General features: G+C 35.9%; 21 protein-coding genes. All 21 read left to right on the top strand.

The window, feature by feature from the left end:
- Positions 1–15 precede the first annotated feature (15 nt).
- Complete coding sequence (locus A3M5_RS0121730; protein ID WP_018395863.1) at positions 16–465, top strand: hypothetical protein; 450 nt, start codon at positions 16–18, stop codon at positions 463–465.
- Positions 466–726: 261 nt separating this feature from the next.
- Positions 727–960, top strand: coding sequence for a helix-turn-helix domain-containing protein (locus tag A3M5_RS23520; protein WP_018395862.1), 234 nt, complete (start codon positions 727–729; stop codon positions 958–960).
- A gap of 49 nt (positions 961–1,009) precedes the next feature.
- A complete protein-coding gene (locus A3M5_RS0121720) occupies positions 1,010–1,264 on the top strand; it encodes a hypothetical protein (RefSeq protein WP_018395861.1) in 255 nt (84 codons plus the stop codon).
- A gap of 292 nt (positions 1,265–1,556) precedes the next feature.
- Positions 1,557–2,009, top strand: coding sequence for a hypothetical protein (locus A3M5_RS0121715; RefSeq protein ID WP_018395860.1), 453 nt, complete (start codon positions 1,557–1,559; stop codon positions 2,007–2,009).
- Positions 2,010–2,014: 5 nt separating this feature from the next.
- Entirely contained in the window at positions 2,015–2,290 is a 276-nt protein-coding gene (locus A3M5_RS0121710) for a hypothetical protein (protein ID WP_018395859.1), read from the top strand.
- 16 nt (positions 2,291–2,306) lie between these two features.
- Entirely contained in the window at positions 2,307–2,585 is a 279-nt protein-coding gene (locus A3M5_RS0121705; protein WP_018395858.1) for a hypothetical protein, read from the top strand.
- Between the two features lie 70 nt (positions 2,586–2,655).
- On the top strand, positions 2,656–3,135 hold the full coding sequence (locus A3M5_RS0121700) for a hypothetical protein (RefSeq protein WP_018395857.1): 480 nt from the start codon (positions 2,656–2,658) through the stop codon (positions 3,133–3,135).
- Between the two features lie 19 nt (positions 3,136–3,154).
- Positions 3,155–5,674 (top strand): VirD4-like conjugal transfer protein, CD1115 family, encoded by a 2,520-nt coding sequence (locus A3M5_RS0121695; protein ID WP_018395856.1) that lies wholly within the window; start codon positions 3,155–3,157, stop codon positions 5,672–5,674.
- A gap of 22 nt (positions 5,675–5,696) precedes the next feature.
- Complete coding sequence (locus A3M5_RS23950) at positions 5,697–8,168, top strand: pLS20_p028 family conjugation system transmembrane protein (RefSeq protein ID WP_018395855.1); 2,472 nt, start codon at positions 5,697–5,699, stop codon at positions 8,166–8,168.
- A 72-nt stretch (positions 8,169–8,240) separates the two neighbouring features.
- Entirely contained in the window at positions 8,241–8,525 is a 285-nt protein-coding gene (locus A3M5_RS0121685; RefSeq protein WP_018395854.1) for a DUF5592 family protein, read from the top strand.
- Between the two features lie 19 nt (positions 8,526–8,544).
- On the top strand, positions 8,545–9,942 hold the full coding sequence (locus A3M5_RS25635; RefSeq protein WP_018395853.1) for a TraC-like domain-containing protein: 1,398 nt from the start codon (positions 8,545–8,547) through the stop codon (positions 9,940–9,942).
- An 11-nt stretch (positions 9,943–9,953) separates the two neighbouring features.
- The gene (locus A3M5_RS0121675) at positions 9,954–11,900 is read left to right on the top strand and encodes a VirB4 family type IV secretion system protein (RefSeq protein ID WP_018395852.1); all 1,947 of its coding nucleotides are present in this window, start codon (positions 9,954–9,956) and stop codon (positions 11,898–11,900) included.
- Positions 11,901–11,902: 2 nt separating this feature from the next.
- A complete protein-coding gene (locus A3M5_RS0121670; RefSeq protein WP_018395851.1) occupies positions 11,903–13,006 on the top strand; it encodes a bifunctional lytic transglycosylase/C40 family peptidase in 1,104 nt (367 codons plus the stop codon).
- A 20-nt stretch (positions 13,007–13,026) separates the two neighbouring features.
- Entirely contained in the window at positions 13,027–13,614 is a 588-nt protein-coding gene (locus tag A3M5_RS0121665; RefSeq protein ID WP_018395850.1) for a YddI family membrane protein, read from the top strand.
- Positions 13,615–13,631: 17 nt separating this feature from the next.
- The gene (locus A3M5_RS0121660) at positions 13,632–14,471 is read left to right on the top strand and encodes a hypothetical protein (RefSeq protein WP_018395849.1); all 840 of its coding nucleotides are present in this window, start codon (positions 13,632–13,634) and stop codon (positions 14,469–14,471) included.
- Between the two features lie 224 nt (positions 14,472–14,695).
- Positions 14,696–14,950: a hypothetical protein gene (locus A3M5_RS0121655; RefSeq protein WP_018395848.1), complete on the top strand. Its 255-nt coding sequence runs from the start codon at positions 14,696–14,698 to the stop codon at positions 14,948–14,950.
- Positions 14,947–16,119, top strand: a complete 1,173-nt coding sequence (gene mobP2 / locus A3M5_RS0121650) for a MobP2 family relaxase (protein ID WP_018395847.1) — start codon at positions 14,947–14,949, stop codon at positions 16,117–16,119. Before A3M5_RS0121655 ends, mobP2 begins: the two co-directional genes overlap by 4 nt.
- A 6-nt stretch (positions 16,120–16,125) precedes the next feature.
- Positions 16,126–16,530: a hypothetical protein gene (locus A3M5_RS0121645; protein ID WP_018395846.1), complete on the top strand. Its 405-nt coding sequence runs from the start codon at positions 16,126–16,128 to the stop codon at positions 16,528–16,530.
- 25 nt (positions 16,531–16,555) lie between these two features.
- Positions 16,556–16,843: a hypothetical protein gene (locus tag A3M5_RS0121640; protein ID WP_018395845.1), complete on the top strand. Its 288-nt coding sequence runs from the start codon at positions 16,556–16,558 to the stop codon at positions 16,841–16,843.
- Positions 16,844–16,849: 6 nt separating this feature from the next.
- Positions 16,850–18,820, top strand: a complete 1,971-nt coding sequence (locus A3M5_RS23505) for an LPD25 domain-containing protein (RefSeq protein ID WP_018395844.1) — start codon at positions 16,850–16,852, stop codon at positions 18,818–18,820.
- 68 nt (positions 18,821–18,888) lie between these two features.
- Positions 18,889–19,182, top strand: coding sequence for a hypothetical protein (locus tag A3M5_RS0121630; RefSeq protein ID WP_018395843.1), 294 nt, complete (start codon positions 18,889–18,891; stop codon positions 19,180–19,182).
- The last annotated feature ends 10 nt before the right edge of the window (positions 19,183–19,192 follow it).

Genomic DNA, 19,192 nt, shown 5'->3' with positions numbered 1-19,192 from the left:
TATAGGGGGATGTATATGCTTCGGAAATTAGGTATGCGTGGAAGAATGATAGTAGGATTGATTGTTATTTTAGGGGTTGTTCTTGGATTGAAATTTATGGGTGTACTGCCGATAGCAGCCGATTTTGACCAATCAGGGAAGAGTGTAAGCAAGGAACAGCAAGATTCTTATAATCTTGCTGTTGAAGTGGCTGAAATGGTAAAAGAGTCACGCGAAGTTTTGATAAAAGAAATGAACAAAATGAAAGAAGGAAAGGGTGATACAGAACAGTATAAAATGCTGATGGAAAACGTAAACCAGTATGAACGTATGTACACGGAAATTCAAGCTGAACATAACTGTAAATATTTCGATATTTGTACTGATACACAAGATACAACAGCGTCTTTAGCTCCTTTACCTGCAAGTGGTGATATTCTAGGCTCTAATAGAGAGATACAAGAAACGGATCAACTTAAACCATAAGGATCAGAATAAAATACTAAATGAAAACATACGCCGGTAAGAACATATGTACATGGAAATTCAAACTGAACATAAGTTAAAAAGGGAATAATTAATTATTCCCTTTTTAATTTAAAAAAATATTACTTTAAGGTATGTTTATTTATTTAAAATAGTTTTAATAGTTATGTTTATATGTTATTATGTAATCATTATATTACTTTGGGTAATTTATATAAGAATACTTCTTATTCCTAAAGGTAATAAGAAAGGATATGATACATGTTTCTGATGTTAATGAATACTCGATTAACCAATTTGCGAAAAAAGGCAGGCTTATCGCAAAAAGCTCTAGCTGAAAAAATTGGGGTTACACAGGGTATGATTTCGCAATGCGAATTGGGTCAAAAAGATTTTAGTAGAAAAAATAAAATTAAATTGGCTCTCTTTTTCAACGTAAGCGTTCAATATCTGTTTTATGACGAATATCAACAATTAAAAGAGTGTATTGACTAAAAATGAATCATATTTCTGTCAAGCTACTATTTGAAAGGAAGGATGCGAGGTGACAATGAGAAGAGTCCCATTTTATGAATTGGCAGGTAGTAAAGGGAGTATTCGTCTTTTTAATAGAAAAGTGTATATGATTAGAGGATTTTTTGCGGTGGAGAACGAGACAGGAAAATTAAAGAGACTTTCCGATATTTATTATCAAATTCGTACTGTGAAAAATCAACAAGGTTTAGTAATTGCCAAAAGGAAAAGTCAGGGGAAAGAGTTACTAACCACGGCCACTTATTTTAGCAGTAGGCTTGCTTAGTGATTTAATGCGGCTCTTTTGACTCATTTGTTTTCCTTTTGCATTTTGAAAATTTTATATAGGTGTCCTTTTCCGGAAAGGTTGCTATGGAAAAACGGATATACCGTTATTAGTTAGGTGGGTGTTACTTAAAACGCACCTTGCAACCTAAGTTTCTGGGTTTTTCGTTCAATGCCAAAAACGATATGCGTCACTGAGCTTGTAAACAAGCATGTCAGTGTAGGGTTAGCCTTTTTCGGCCAAAAAAAGGTTTTCATTAAGTCTTTTCTTTTTCTGGAAAGGAATAAAAGGAATGAAAAATAATTTCTTCTTAATTTTAGTTTTTTCCGTCTTCTGTGCAATCTTATCTGGATGTTCAGGGAAAGGCGAATTTATTCAGATGACTCCGGAAGACACCAATGATTTTATGCTCAATGAGGAAACGGGATTTTTTTATGTAGAGTCCTTTTTAGAAGTGGATCAAGAATTAGATGATTACAACAAAGAAGTCATTCAAACAGTTGCAGAAGATGAAAATATTGATATTTATTTGTTTAAAACAGCTGAAATCTCTGATTCTGATCCGGATTTAGAAGACTATGGTATAAAGACTCGTACAAGAACACTTGCATATTATCAGGAAGGTAAGTTGATTGGAGAAGTTGATTTTCGGGATCTGAAGAACTTTTCAAGACATGAATTAAATCAAGAGGTTCAATATTTCATAAAGGTTATGAAAAAAAACATAGGTAAAAGTTTGGAGTGAAGGCGATGACAATCACAACAAAAGATTTAAAAGCTTCAAAAACAATGGTTGAAAATCTTTTGAAGGTCAATGGTGAAAAGTATAATGATTGGCTGCAAATGAAACATCAAGAGTATATAGAAGAAAATCAGAACTTGATTATAAAAGCATTAAGTGCCTTTAAATCCTCGCCAGAGACAAATAATGATGAAGAAAATGTAAATCTTGAGGATGATCAAAATGAGGAAGTTAACAGTGAGGAAAGGTCAGTAAGCGTTATTGAACAAATATCTGCAAGGTAAAAAGGAGTGAAATGTTATGTTGGAACTTGTAAATGCCGTAGCTCTTGGTGCGGCAGATGGTATGGAAGGTCTTGTCTCAACAGGTGAATCTATTCTAAAATGGGCCCAAAGATTAGCCATGATCGGTGCAGCCCTTGCATTTTGTATGGGTGGTTATTACTTGATTTTTGGTGGTGAGCGTGGTCGTCAAAAGAGTATTACATGGTTTGTTGGCGGTGCAGTTGGTTTAGTTATCGTGATGGGAGCATACGGATTAGCGCAAGGCGTCGATTCGAACATTAAGTTTGGTGGTTAATAGAGTTTGAACCTAGGTAAGCTATACACAAAGTATAGCTTACTTTTCTTTGTAAGGAGGGAAAAAGATCGTGTTTTATGTTGTTTTTAAAAAATCTGAAATGAGTGAGTTTGTACCATTTCAAAAAATTTCGTTTTCAGAAGGATGTCTGCTTACCTATAAATGTGAAATGATAAACCGTGAATTAGATCTTGCTGCAGAAGTTGAATTTTATGTGGTGAATGATAAAGGTCAAGAAATTTATGAAGGTAAGATGCAGATTGGATCAGGTTTTGCAGATCATCTTTACGAGCATATTTATAAGAAATTATCAGCCATGCAATTAACGGAGGAAAAAGAAAGAAAGAAAAATGAAATTTTATACTTAATGGAGAAAGAAGTACCTGATTCAGAAAGATTAGAGGGATCTATAAAGGATCTTCCTATAGCTGAACAAAAAAAATGGGGTGAACGGGAATCGGAAGTGGGTAGCACACTGTTTATTCAGGTCGTAGCCGTTCTCTTTATATTGGTAGCAGGATTTGGCTGTATTCAAGCTTTTGCAAGATAGAGAAAGAGGAGGATAGATCGTGAAAGGAAATTCAATAAAATATGTCTTAGCACAAAGAAAAACGCTCATTCCTATGGGTGCTTTTTTATTTATTAGCATCTTGCTTCTCGGAAATTTTCTTGTGAACACCATTTTAACTATTAAAAAAAATTTATTCAGAGACTTTACCAATCCCCAACCTTTATCCATATCAAAAGAAACCTTTTTCCACATCAGCTATATGGAGTACCCATTTATTTTTTTAATGGTTTTGATAATAGCAACAATCGCGGTTATTAAAATTACTTACGACATTAGATCAAATTTTAAAGACTTAAATCATAATCAGAAAGGTTCAAGTCGCTTTACTGAATTAGCTGAATTAAAAGCCCAATATAAGGCAGTTCCAGATCGTAAAGATCAATATAAAGGTGGGGGCGGCGTTGTCATTTCGAGCTATAAACACAAAGTATTTATTGATGATAGCCCTGTAAATAACCTTATCATTGGTACAACAAGGTCTGGGAAAGGGGAAACATTTGTGTTCCCAACAATTGATGTGTACTCAAGGGCGGAACAGCAACCCTCACTCATCCTTAATGATCCAAAGGGTGAGCTGTTTGCAGCGTCCAAAGAAACATTAGAGGAAAGAGGGTATCATATTGAGGTCTTGAACCTATTGAATCCTGTTGAATCTATGAGTTATAACCTTCTACAGCTAATAAAGGACGCTTATGAGGATCGAGATTATTCAACGGCTCAATCCCTATGCAACACGCTTTCTCATACGCTTTATTACAATCCAAATGCGAAAGATCCATTTTGGCAGCAATGCGCGATGAGCTTATGCAATGCCATGATTTTAGCTGTTACCGATAAATGCATTAATGAAAAAACAGAAGAAAAAATAACCATGTATGCAGTAGCAAATATGCTTTCTGGATTGGGTTCAAAAGAAGAGTTAGATGATCGAGGAGAACTTCAAAATGCTCTTGATATGTATTTTCAATCTCTTCCGGCAGACAGTGTAGCAAAAATGCAGTATGCCACATCTAACTTTTCGAAAGGGACAACCAGGGGTGGAATTTTCACTCAAACCATGAACGGATTGTCGATTTTTACGTTCGATGAAAATGCAAAAATGACTTCTAAAAACAGTATAGATTTAAAACGGATTGGTTTTGGAAAAACGATTAAAGGCACAGTTCATCCATTTAGTCAGGTGGAAATCACCTTTGCTGATGGGACAAGAGAAGTATTGAAATCCGATAAAGCAGGGCGCTTTGAATTAAATTTTAAGCAAAGTGTACACGTAGGAGATTCTATACATGTAGTGGATCGAGGGGAAAATAACAAATCTATTTACCGCGTAAAAGAAATGAATGAAAAGACCGGTGAAACCATTCTTGAAACCGTGTTAAAAAGTGATTCGATTCATGTGAAGGAGATTCGCTACTTCAACAAACCTGTGGCGGTTTTTATGATTACACCGGATTATGATTCCAGTAACCATGTGATCGCTTCTATTTTTGTACGTCAATTGTATTTTGTACTCGCAAAATATGCTTCACTTGCGCGGGGCGGCAAGTGCCATAGAGAGGTTGTGTTCTTGCTCGATGAGTTCGGAAATATGCCTTCAATTGAAGGCATGGCGAACATCGTCACGGTTTGTCTGGGCCGGAATATTCGTTTTAATCTAATTATTCAAGCCTATGCTCAATTAAAAAATAAGTATGGTGATGATGCACCGACAATTGATGGAAACTGTGGTAATACCATTTATATATTGACGAATGATTACGAAACAGCTGATAAAATTTCTAAAAAGCTAGGTGATTATACACTTAATTCAACATCAAGAAGTGGTCAAACTCTTTCATTTAACAAAAGTAAGACCGAAAGTGTAGATGCTCGAAACTTATTAACTTCAAACGAATTAATGCGTTTAAAGGAGGGCGAAAGTGTTGTTATTCGTGTTATTAAAAGACAGGACAATGAACGAAAAAGAATTGAAGCTTATCCGATCTACAATCGAAATAAAACGGCATTGAAATATCGTTGGGAGTATTTAGGAGAAGAATTTGATACTGATAAATCAATTTTAGATCTGGATATAGAATCGTTGCACCGAGAGGTTGATCCAAAATCCTTGCTTGTCGATTTCTCAAAACAAAAGAAAAAAGTGAAAGAACCTGAAAAAGCAGTTGAACAACCATCGAAAAGACAACCTGAAGTAGAGCCGGAAACGCAGACGCAAGTGTACACCGAGGTGAAACCTGAAAGTTCGGAAACGCAATCTATTGAAAATAGGGATTGGAAAAGTGTTACATTTGAAGAGTTTTTTGAATCAAATCAACCTTTTTTAGAGTTGATTGAACAACAAATAGTGGACAAATTAGAGAGAAACTTTGAGGAGATTAAAAAGGAAAAGTTTATTACTGTCTGGGAGGAAATAAAAATGCTAGGTACGACAGATCAAATTGATAAAGCTTTATACCGTACCTTCACAGCTATAGCCAAAAAAATAAAAAGTGAAATGGAATCAGAACCATCGGTATAAACGTTAGAAAGGAGGGCGCTTTGTGTCTGATGGAGAAATTTATGAAATATTAAAGAAGTTCGATATGTACTTAGAAATAGGAAATATGATTTCCTTTGTTATGCGTTGGATTGGATGGGCATTAATACAAGGGCTGGCATGGCTTGTAGACGGCTTAGAAAACATCACGGACAGCGTATTAGGCATAAAGCTATTCTTCAGTAATGAAGGCGTTCAAGAGTTTGTAAAGTCGATTCAGCCTTTTCTATATATCTTGCTAGGCTTTTCTTTTCTTTACATTGGTTACATGTTAATTATGAACCGAAAGATTGATAGAGAAAAAATTGCAATGAATATATTTATTTCTATTGCTGTAATCGTATTGCTAAATACAGGGATGGGGAAGGCAAACAAATTTACTGACGCTGCTATTGGAGCAGTCGATGTAAATGTAGAAGGGACAATAAGTGAAAAAATTATCAAGGCAGGACTCACTGATGTAGCGCAGTTTGACGTGAAAAATTGGAAAACAACGGACCTTGCTGAACCAAATAAAATACCACAAGAAAATATAAGAATGATTAATATAACAGAACAAATTGATGGAGACTTTGAAATATCGAAGGATAATAAAATATCAGAAAAAGGGGGAGAGATCCTAGAAAAGAGAGTGACCTTAGATGCTAGTGGAAATGGCAGCGTAACGGGACTCGAAAATGGATGGTTCGATTTTTTTGAAGAAAAGTATTATAGATGGCATTGGGATTTTTGGACAATCAGTATCTCATTATTTGTAACAGGCATGACATTACTCTTTATTTCGATCAAACTAGCTAAATTATCTTATGAATTGGCTTTTAACTATGTTTTAGCTACGATCATTGCACCGGCAGATGTGGCAAATGGACAGATGCTAAAAGAGCTTTTAAAGCGAATTTTAAATACATTTATGATTATCATTATGATCTTCATTTCGATGAAAATTTATCTCATGGCAACAGAGTTCATTAGTGATGAATTGGATGGGATGGCGTATTTAGTAGCACTGATTGCTATTTCAATTGCCGTAGTAGATGGTCCTGTTATGTGTGAGCGATTATTTGGCATTGATGCTGGACTAAAAAGTGGGTGGCAAACTGTAATTGGTGGTGTGGCTGCTGCAAGAGCTGTAAAAGGTGTAGGTGACTCAATTATAGGAACGACAGGTAAAATGGCAAGTATGACAAGCAGAAATGGGAATACGTCAAACCATTCCTCTAAGGGAGATAGTAATTCAGGAAAACCCGCTTTACATGATGAAATGAAACAAAAAGAAGGTCGGACGGGAGAGAAGAAATCTCAAAATGGCGGTGACGATTTAGGTAAGAAACATGAACCAAATGGAAAAAATCAAATGGACAATGAAAAATCTAGTTTAGATAACCAAATGAAAGGTGATCAAAGCAAGGAAGACGCCGATGCAGCTCTACCGGTTAGTCTAGCAGAGCAAATGAAAACTAGTGGATTTGATAGTGGAAAAGAAAATGATTCAGATGATAGTGGTCACGATCATCAAAGCACATTGCCATCTTTAAGCGATGCTATGGGAAAAGGGAAAGAAGAGGATTTACCGAAAACATTATCATCAACGCAGCCATCGGGACAAGAGGCATTACAAGGTGGAGGAAAAGAAGGGACGAATCAGCCAATAAGCCCTGTTGCTGCTGGAATAGGTGGAAGACCGAATGAAGGCTCCATTCCTTCTACTGGTCCGATAACGGATCGAGGAGCATTACAAAGTGGAGGAAAAGAAGGGACGAATCAGCCGATGAGTCCTGTTGCTGGTGGAATGGGTGGAAGACCAAATGAGGGCACTGGCCCAATACCGGGTCGAGGGGCACTACCAAGTGGAGGAAATCAAGGATCGAATCAACCGATAAGCCCTGTTGCTGGTGGAATGGGTGGAAGACCAAATGAAGGCACTGGTCCAATATCGGATCAAGGGGCACTACAAATTGGAGGAAATCAAGGATCGAATCAGCCGATAAGCCCTGTTGCTGGTGGAATGGGTGGAAGACCGAATGAAGGCACTGGTCCAATGTCAGATCGAGGGGCACTACAAATTGGAGGAAATCAAGGATCGAATCAGCCGATGAGTCCTGTTGCTGGTGGAATGGGTGGAAAATCGAATGAAGGCACTGGTCCAATACCGGATCAAGGGGCACTACCAAGTGGAATGAAGCAAGGATCAATACAAGAAATACCTTCCACTTCCAATCAAGCTGGAATAGAAGTGCAGCAAAAAGGGACTATCCAATCACATAAACCTGTTGCAAGTGTGGGGGGAAGCTATTCCAATGATAAAGCAGCAAGAGAACAAGGAAAATCACAAGATGAGGTGAAGCAGGGGTTCAATCCAAATAGCCAAAACTCATACAACGAACCAAAAAGCGTTACACCAATAAGAAATACACCAAGAAATACAAAAAGAGTTTATCCGATTAACAAAAATAAAGGTGTTAATTGGGATCGTTAAAAAAATATAGATGGATTGGTGAACGGGTGCTAATAAAAGCGCCCGTTTTTTATTTAGAAGGGGGTTAATAGGATGTATCGAATCCCGAAAGAAATTGATAGCGAATTAAAAATTAATAAAGCGCTGTTTCTTTTCGATTTATTGTTCATGATCGGAATGTTGATTCTAACAATGATTTTTAATAATTTTATTCATCCGAATTTACAAATTGTATATTACATCTTCATGGGTCTAGTTACTGTGAGCATGATTTGCAGACCACCAACTAACCCAAAAAAACGAATGTATGAGGTATTAGTTATTACGATGTTCAGAAAAAGAGGAATCTATCATGCCATTGATAGAGATTTTAATTGAGGAAAGGGGTGCAATTTAAATGGGTATATTTAATGAAAGTGATTTAGATAATCAAAAAGTGTCGATGAAGAAATTAAACATTATTCGACTTGAAAAGCCCAATAAACAACCACAGGAAACACCTTTTGCAAAACAAGAGAAAGACATACAGCAGCCTGTAAAAGTGCCGATTCAGGAAGTGCCAAAGGCTCCTGTAGTAGACGATATAGCCGATCTATGGAGAACAATCGAAGAAGAGAAAGCAAAGCCTGTTTCGACCAGTCCTATTGTAAAACAAGAGGAAGAGGAACAGCAGCCTGTAAAAGTACCGAATCAGGAAGTGCCAAAGGCTCCTGTAGTAGACGAAGTAACTGATCTATGGAAAACAATCGAAGAAGAGAAAACAAAGCTTGTTTCGACCAGTCCTATTGTAAAACAAGAGGAAGAGGAACAGCAGCCTGTAAAAGTACCGAATCAGGAAGTGCCAAAGGCTCCTGTAGTAGACGAAGTAACCGATCTATGGAAAACAATCGAAGAAGAGAAAACAAAGCCCGTTTCAACCAGTCCTATTGTAAAACAAGAGGAACAGCAGCCTGTAAAAGTACCGATTCAGGAAGTACCAAAGGCTCCTGTAGTAGACGAAGTAACTGATTTATGGAAAACAATCGAAGAAGAGAATGCAAAGCCCGTTTCAACCGGTCCTTTTGCAAAACAAGAAGTAGAAGATCAGCAGCAGATTGAAACAGAAGAAGTACCGGCTCTTTTTGTTGAAGAAGAAATTGACATATCTCATGATGTACCCAAAAAAAAGAGGAAGTTCTTCTCAAAAAAGATCACGGTAAAAAAGGAAAAAGTTAAAAAAGAGAAAGAAGAGAAAGAAGATCAAAAAATTACTAGAAAGAAGAAAAGACCACAAGCGAAAAAGAGTATCGCTGATATTTTACCTGTTATTGATATAACCGAGTTGGGCTACATCGAATTGAAAGAAGACTATGGGTACTGCGAAATTTTGCAAATACAGAGCAAAGACGTTTATGCAATGAATGAAGAGGAAACCAGAATTGATATTTACGGTTTGGCTAGTTTTTTTCAAGCATATCATCACGATATAAAATTTATAGCTCTTAATTTCCCTGTCTCTACAATAAAACAGCAAGAATTTATTCAGAAAAAAATTGATAATTGTCAAAATGAATTATATGAAAAAGTTTTGCTTCGAAAACTAAAAGAATTACAGTTTCTTGAATGGGGCCGAACGAATCGAGAATATGCCATTTGTATTTATGGTGCTACAGAGAAAGAAGTTCATGAGAGAGTGGCCACCGTTACCCGGTTGCTAAGACGCTCTGCACCATTAAGTCCAATGGATTCTGAAAAGAAAATTGAAATTCTTTATAAGTTATATAATCAAAATTCTAAAATAGGCACACAAAAGTAGGAGGGATTATTATGTTAAAACTTTTTATAAGAGAAAAAACAGATGAAGAAGTTAAAAAGAAGAAAGGCTATAATCCTTACTTTTTAGCTCAAATACAGCCACAAGGTGGTATTAAATTTGAGGAAAGTTTTATCCGAAAAGGCGACGGATATGAAGCGTGTATTCATATTTATGACTACCAAAGCAATGTATCTGACTTTTGGCTTGAGGAAATTATGAATATGCCGAATGTGATTACAACATTGGATGTAATCAGTGAAAATCGGAAACGGGTAATTGAATCCATTAATAAATCAATGGCAGAACAAAGTGTTCGTCACTTAAATTCGAAAGATAGTATCGACAGGATTGAAGCAACACAACAGTATAGGGATCTTGAAGAGGTATATCAGCGTATTACGAGTGGGGAAGTGATGAAGCGTATCCATCTGAGAATTTACGTTTCAGGAAAAACAATTGATGGATTAGAAAAACAAGTAGAAGAAGTCATTGAAGCCCTCGAAGCCTTGAATTTTCGGGGGGCTATTTTTTTAAATGAACAAGAATATGAGTTTGACGCGTTAGCTACAGGATTTGAGACACAAAGTAAATCTATTAATAAGAGAAAGGGAAAAGAAATACCTTCCCTTTCTCTAGCAGCAGGATTTCCTTTTCATTTTACTCAATTAAGCGATCCATATGGGACTTACTATGGCACTACGCAAACAAATGGTAGTGTCATTTTTGATCTTTTTCATCGGGACAAGCAACGTAAAAGTTATAACTCCGTCTTGATTGGAAAAATGGGAGCCGGTAAATCGACTCTATTGAAAAAAAGTTTGATGGATAATGCGATTAAAGGTTACAAGATTCGTGTCTTTGATATTGTCGGGGAATTTAAAGACCTGGTAAGTGAATTGGGTGGAAAGACAATTGCACTAGACGGTTCACAAGGAATGATCAACCCTCTACAAGTATTTAAAACAGCTTCTAAAGATGATGGGACGCCTGATGAAGCATTGTCCTTCATGCAACATTTATCAAAGCTAACGATTTTTTATCGCTTTCTTACACCGAATGCGATTGATGATCACATTAAAGAATATGAAAACTTATTGCGTAAACTCTACATTAAAAAAGGATTGTGGAATGATGAAAACCCGTTAGGGAACAACATTACCGGTCGGAAGGTAGATGAATATCCGATCTTCACTGATTTTCTTACCTTTATACGTGAAGAGTTGTATGAGGATTTTAATACAAAAAAACATCATGAAAATTTAGGCGAATCCCGAAAAAACCGATTAGAGAAAATCGAATTAAATATCGTCAACTTAGTAGAAACATATTCTTATTTGTTTGATGGTATTTCGACAATTGAAAATTTTAACGATGAACAGGTTGTGTCTTTTTCGTTGCGTCATTTATCACAATTAAAACCAGAAATCTTTCAAGCCCAACTGTTTAATATCATGAATCTTTTATGGGACGGAATGCTGCAGAATGGTGCTCATCAGCTTAAACAATTTAATCATGGAGAGCTTTCTTTTGAGGATGCGATACGCTATTTAATCATTATTGATGAAGCTCATCACATTATTAACACGAATAAAGGAAGTGAACACGCCTTACGGTTTTTAACAAAATTCAGCCGTGAAGCACGAAAATATTTTGGTGGTCTGTTCTTTGCAAGTCATTCGATACGAGACTTTGTTCCAGATGGATCAGATCAATCAATGGTAGAAGAAATCAAAAAGCTGTTTGAATTGACTCAATATAAATTCATTATGCAGCAGGATAGTAACAGTTTGGATATGTTGAGAAGAATTTTTGCAGGACAAATAAATGAAAGTGAAGTGGCAGAAATTCCTTACTTTGCAACCGGAAGTGTTCTACTTTCTATTAGTGCTGTGAAAAATGTACGATTTCAAGTTGAAGTGACAGATGAAGAACTTGCATTGTTTGGCGGAGGTGCATAAGCGTGTCTAACTCTGGAAAAGCAGTTAAAGTCACTCTTCAAGGATTATCCGTCCTTCTCTTTTGGAAAAAATATCTCATTGTACTGTGGCTGCTATTAGCAGCCTTTTTGATTACGGTTATGATTGGCGTCCTTGCAATGATTATGGCTGGCGGTAATTCTTCAACAGGTGAAATTACATTTACCGGGGGTACAGCCAATGTGTCAGCTGAAGTGTTACAGCATCAGCCGCTGGTTGAAAAATACGCATCCCAATATGGAATCAGTGAATATGTTGGCATCATGTTGGCGCTTATGCAGCAAGAATCCGGCGGTAGGGGGAACGATCCGATGCAATCATCTGAATCGTTTTGTGGAAGTATTGGCTGTATATCTGATATTGAAACGTCGATTGATAAAGGCGTTCTTCATTTCAAAAGTGTATTGGAAAAAGCAAACTATGATCTAAATCTAACGCTGCAAAGCTATAACTTTGGCGGCGGTTTTATTGATTGGATTAATAAACGGGGCGGTAAATATACAAAAGAATTAGCCATTGAGTTTTCCCAATATATGATGACAAAGGTGAGTGATCCGTGGAACTATACTTGCATTCGTCAGGAAGCAAAACCACTTGGCGCTTGCTACGGGGATATTATGTATGTCGAAGCTGTAATGAAATATTATACGGGTGGACTGGACGGCACGATTGAAGTTGGTGGATCAGGTGCAGCTAAAAAAGCAGCCGAAGTCGGAATGAAATGGATAGGGAAAACAACCTATCACTGGGGTGGAGGTAGAAATGAAGCTTCCGCAGCAAGAGGAGAATTTGACTGTTCAAGTTTTGTCAGATGGGCTTACGCTGAAGCTGGCGTTAACCTTGCTCCCATTCATTCTGTAAACACAGATGTATTAAAACATAAAGGTGTTAAAATTTCCGTTTCAGATATAAAAGTGGGCGATATGATTTTTTGGGACACATATAAAAAGGATGGTCATGTTGGGATTTATATCGGCAATGGAAAGTGGATAGGCTCTCAAAGTTCTTCTGGTGTTGCTATTGAAGAAATGTCAAACACGTACTGGACGGAACATTTTAGTGGTCACGTAAGACGTGTCATTCAGTAACAAAAAAGGAGGTTATCAGATTGATAGTAAAGACAGACATACGGATATGGCTCTTCACTGGATTTGTCATTTTAGTGATTGTCATTACCGGGTTCAATATTTATTTGGACAGCAAACTCGATTCAGGCGTCCATGTTGAAAAGTTACAAGCAAGGAATATGGAACTGACAGAAGAAAACAATTCAATGGCAAGACAGCTCGCTTCTGTTGCACCTTCAAGGCAAGAAAGTGAAAGACAGGCGTACATTGAAACGGTTGAAAAATTTATGAATGTAACGATGTATCAAGAGAAAAAAGGTTTTGAAGAAAGAAAAAATCAAGCTCAATCCATTATGAATAAAGAGCTATTTGAAATATTTTATCCCACTCCAACATTTCCATATGGGGATGATTATAAATCTACACCTACTGATATTTCTTATTTCCTTCAGTCCTATAATCCGAATATGGAGGAAGTTCATGTCATGGTCGAGTTTAATATATCCCTTCTCTATAACCAAAAAGTTGAACCGGAAAGGACAAATAACGTTATTAAATTGACATTAAATAAACAAGAGAATAAATGGATCATTACCGATATTCAAGAAATTTATATGAGCATCATTTAAAAGGAGGGCTATAGTAAATGTCTCGAATTAATTTAAAAAGAAAAAAATCCTGGATGTATAGCAGCCTTATGATGTTCTTTGTTTTGGGTTTCTTTTCGCTGTTAACGTCTAAAGTTTACTTAGGGGAAGAAACCGTTTTATATCATACGGATAAAGAAAAAGAAATTGCGTTGACCTCTACCAGCACAGTCAAAATTGAAAAATGGGATTTCAACGGAAAGACAAATGAAATGCAGATTTACTTGAAAATGAGTGAGCTATCTACAGATTATCGTTTTGAAGCTTTTGAAAAAACAAATACAAATAACCCACTCCCTCTAAAAATTGTTTACAAAAATCAGCATGATTATGTTTTGTTTATCGAAAATGTTTCACCGAATTGGGAAGCGATGGCGGTTGACATTTATGAACCGTCCATCAACTTAAATGATGATAATGAAAGTGAAACGGAAGTGAAAGAAGAGAATAATCGTTCATTATTGAAAACGATATATGCAGATCAAGCAAAAACCAATGTCGATAATAAGCTAGTAGTTACAGATGAAAAAGACTATTCGATTCATTTTATTGAGGGAGAAAGAGAGAGTGTTAGAGAAGAAATCAGGAAAATTGATCAGTTGATTCAAGAAGAAAAAGATCGACAGTCAGTGATTGAGGGAGAGCTAAATGAATTGGAAGAGGCTATTGAGTATCAAACAGAAATTGAAAAAGTAGCCACTCTATCCATGATAAAAGGAAAAGAAAATGAAATAAAAAGTAGCGACTTGCTCATCGAAGATTATTTATTTGATCAAGGAAATGCTAGAGATAAAATAGGAAAGTTGAATCAAAAAGAACAGGATTTGATGGCAAATTGAAAAAGCTTGTATCAACAGTATGTCAACATGGGAAATTTTACAGGTCATCACTGTATCAACACTACCCTGTTTTGAGTCAACACTAGGTCAACACTTGAGAGGTTTTCTTGTACCCATCGTTTTGTCAGGCTTTGCCTGACCCCACACCCTCGGTGGGGGCAAAAACCCCTTATGCTCATAAAACTCTGTAGTTAGGCTTTACTGCATTTGAAAGGATGATATTAATGGAGATCAAAATTCGAAATGTTGATCCGATTGCTGTAAAAAAAATTGATGAACTTGCAAAAAAGCAGGGTATATCCAGACAGGAATTTTTAAAAGGCCAACTCGAAGCGTTGGCCTTTTATCGTGAAGATCATGATCAGGTGTTGCAATTGAAAACTATTATTGAAAAGAATGTTGTCATGCTAGAACATTTTGATCAATCCGTTAGTCGGATGAATGAATTTATAAAAATAATGATTGAGGAGACATCTTGAGTAACACAGTAATTCTTCCCGGTGTCATTTTAAAAACAAGGTTTGTGACAACCAACACAAAAAATTTTAATAACTACATTGATTATATTGATCGGGATGAAGCGAAAAAAGGGGATACAGTAAGCGAGGATATGTTTTCAGTGTATCAAGATTATATGGGGAATACTGAAAAAACATCCTCTCTCTTTACGAGTACGAAAGATAAGGTAAGTGAGGGCGAAAAAGAAGATTTAAAAAATGTATTTCAAAAAGCGCAGAATAAAAACAGTATTCTATGGCAGGATGTTATTTCGTTTGATAATAAGTGGCTTGAAGAACATGGTGTATATGATCCGATAACAAAGACACTTGATGAAAAAAAACTTATGTCTGCAACTCGCGCAGCGATGAATGAAATGATGAAAAGAGAGGGATTAGAAAAGACTGCTATTTGGTCAGGAGCCATTCACTATAATACGGATAACATTCATGTACATGTGGCAACTGTGGAGCCTAATCCAACACGTACTAGGGGAAAACGAAAACCAAAAACATTAGATATGATGAAATCAAAAGTGATTAATTCTCTGATGAATCGATCCGAAGAACAGAAAAAAATAAATGATTTAATCCGAAAAAATATGGTGGATCGAAAGAAAGATGATTCTATATTTAAATGGAGAAACAGAAAATTAAAATCTCAATTTCTCGAAATATATCATCAGTTACCGGAAGATCGTCGTCAATGGCAGTATGGTTATCATACAATTGATCCGGTTCGTCCTTCTTTAGACAAATTAAGTAAAGATTACATTGAGAAATATCATAAGAAGGATTATGAACTTTTTCTCAAAACGTTAGATAAAGAAGTCGATGTATTAAAACGAGCATATGGAGAAGGTCCAGAAGAAAAAAAACGTTATGAGAATTATAAGCAAAATAAAATGGATGAGTTGCATAAACGAATGGGTAATGCTTTTTTAAATGAAATGAAAGCGTATGACCGTCAAATAAAAAACAATAACGATCCATTTTTAAGCAAGCAGGGGAAAGCCTTTCAAAATAATCTCTCTCTTATTTATACAATGCGGAAAGTAGAAAAAGTGTTTGGAAAAGAATATGGTGATTGGAAAAATCAAAGAGCTTACGATGAGTTGCAACGAAAGATAGAAGAACAGGAAAGGGGTTAATAAAGGTTGGAGAAATCACGTCATGTTTTTACATTGGATCAAGAAACAGCTGCGTACCTTGAACTCTTCATGGAAGAAAAAAATATTCGCTATAATGGTGATGCCTTTGCATTAATTTGTAAAGAACATGAAGAAAGGAAAAACAATGAGTGGTCACTTAAATACATTTCAGAAGTGGTTGCGATGAATATGAAGGAGGTGTTTCAAAATGAATTAAATAAAATTCGTGCTGGAACGAATAATGCTGATCGTAATACACAAATTTTGATCGAATTATTAAACGGTGTTTATTTTAATGAAGGGTATGGAGATTTAATTTCTACAAACATTCAGGAAGCACAAGGATTAAGGACAGCAAAAGAAACAGTGCAAAATCGAATTGAAAATCAACGTCAGAAAAAATTAACTTAGGAAAATTCCAAAGGAGGAAAAGAACATGCTGCTAAATGAAAACTACACACTCGGAGTTATAAAAGAGGTTGGAGATCGTCATGTTGTTTTAGATGTTGAAGGAAAAGAAGTGAACCGCGCCTTGTCGGAAGAAGAAGCAACTCAACTTCACACGTATGTGCTAGAGCAAACCAATCTATTGATTCCGATTAATAAGGAAACAAACGAATTGTTTATGGAACTTGGATCGGGTGAGCAATGGAATGAATTAGAGATGCAGGAATTGCAAGGGGCTACCGATCCACTGGATGAAGATCATGATCCAAAAGTGTAACAGCTAATGACAGATGAAGAATTTGAAATAGAATTGAACAGATTGATTAAGGAAAGTGAAGATCATTTAAAGAGGAACACCGACTTTTTAAAACAAGGCGGTGTTCTTTTTCAATCCAAAAAGCTAGAAGGTTTTCTTCATAAAAGCGCAAAAGAGTTAGGACAATTTCAATTTACTATTTTTGATCAATATGGTCCCGTTATGGATTTTATTTCACCTTCGTTAGAGTCTGTCGCTGAAAAACTAACAAATGAATATGCTTCATTTAAGCCAATAAAGAAAGAACAATTAACGTATTCTATTTTGAAGGAAGGCGCTGATCCAGTGGTTAAGTATAAGAAAAAAGATCCTGAAGAGAAGAAAAAAGAGGTAGAAGCCTTAACAAAAAGTATGGAAGATAACATTAATGGTTACTTTCAAACTGAAAAACAATTGAAAGAATACCTATCATTTATGAGTAAGTTTTATAATTTTTCCGCTAATAATACTACTTTAATACAAAGACAGTTTTCGGGGGCAGAAGCTGTAGGTTCTTTTAAATTTTGGAAAGATCATGGCTTTTCTGTTCAAAAAGGCGAGAAGGGTATAAAAATTCTAGTGCCAATCCAAACTCAACCTTCATTTAAAGATAAAGAAGGAAATTGGAAAACATTGAAGGAAGCGACTGAAGAAGAAAAAAAGAAAATTAATAGTGGCAAAATTAAATTATCGCAAGGGCGCGTGTACTTTTCAATCGGCCATGTGTTTGATATAAGTCAGACAAATGCAACGGCCAAAGATTTGCCGACTATCTTTCCAAATAAGTGGCTTGAAGGTGAAGTAAAAGATTTCGATGTTCTCTATAAGGGAATGGAGCAGATTGCAAGTAATAATGGGATTTCGATTATTGAACCGATTAATGAATTAGGAGTTGCTAAGGGGGTAAGCTATACCGATTTAAAAGCTGTGGCTTTAAACCCACGTAACAGTCAATTACAAAATGTTAAGACGCTCATTCACGAACTGGCCCATGCAAAATTGCACACTCCTGAGACCGCAGATAAATATACAGCACCCGAAAAAGAATTCCAGGCTGAAATGACCGCGTATGCGGTTTCTTCTTATTTTGGGATAGATACAAGCGAATATTCTTTGTCCTATTTGGCAAATTGGACACAAGGAAAAGATTTAAGAGATAAGTCACAGTTATTAAAAGAAGTTCATGAAACGACAGTCGAATTTATAAATACAATAGAGGAAGTTATTCAACAAGAGCAGGAATCAAAGAAAGAAAATATAGCAGTAAATGAAATAAATATTGATGCGGAAAAGTTAGAGAATGAATCTCTAGCTCTTTTTTTAGTGAAGTACGAACATTTGAGTCATACGACAGAACAACTAATAACTGTTGATGAGCTGCAAAAAGAAATCAGTAAGGAAGGTTCTTCTTATCGTCCAATGGATTTTGAAAACATGGATGTGGCCACTTTTGTAAAAGAATTTAACGAACTGAACAAAGAAAGATATGCGGTCATTCCAGAAAAAGATATTAAGGGACCAACAGTATTAATTCAGTGGTCTGAAAATGATGAATTAAAAAGCAATGAGGTTATGTCTTTTGGTGAAGCCAATGAAAAAATGACCAACTTATCAGAAAAATTAGAAGGTAGAGGGGGTTATGATAAAACAAGGTATCATGTGATTCTCCCAAAAGAATTAAGTGAAAAGAATCAACTATCTATTATAAATATGGATCGCTTAGATTTAGGAGATGGTTTTTATAAATCTCCGTTAGAACAGATTTACAGTGAACAAAACTTATCGGAAGCTGTTTTGAATTCTTTGAAGAAGGAGGCAGCACCCTTTAATGAGGTTAATAAGGGAAAAGAAAGTGGCCAAGAAATGAAACAACAAAACATTGATCCCCATGTAGCAGCTACTAAAAAAGAAGGATCTAAAATAAATAAAGGTAATAAAGAACCTGAATTAAGCATGTGAATTAGGACAACGAAGAAGAGAGCTATCTATCAATAGATAGTTCTTTTTCTTTTTAGGAGGTATAGCCATTGAAAACAACAATCGAAAATGAAAAACATCTAACCCTTATGACGCCGGATGAAATCTTTATTTTTGAAGGGATGGAACCTGTTCATTACTTAATTGAACAGATTAACGACTCTAATTATGTGATTCATAGACAGCTTCTAACTGGTGAGTATTTATATTATCGAAAGAGAAGCACAGAACTTTTTAAACATAATGGAAAGTTATTTCTTTCCTCAATCGAAAACGCAGAAACGTCAGAGCAAGCGCGGGAACTCGTTCTTTCATATTGGCAAACGATGAAAAGCTTGCATTAAGGGGAGTGAC

The organism is Bacillus sp. 37MA, from assembly GCF_000372765.1.
GTDB lineage: Bacteria > Bacillota > Bacilli > Bacillales > Domibacillaceae > Domibacillus > Domibacillus aminovorans.
Note: the sequence above shows the minus strand (reverse complement) of the source record. Positions and strands in the feature narration are given on the sequence as shown.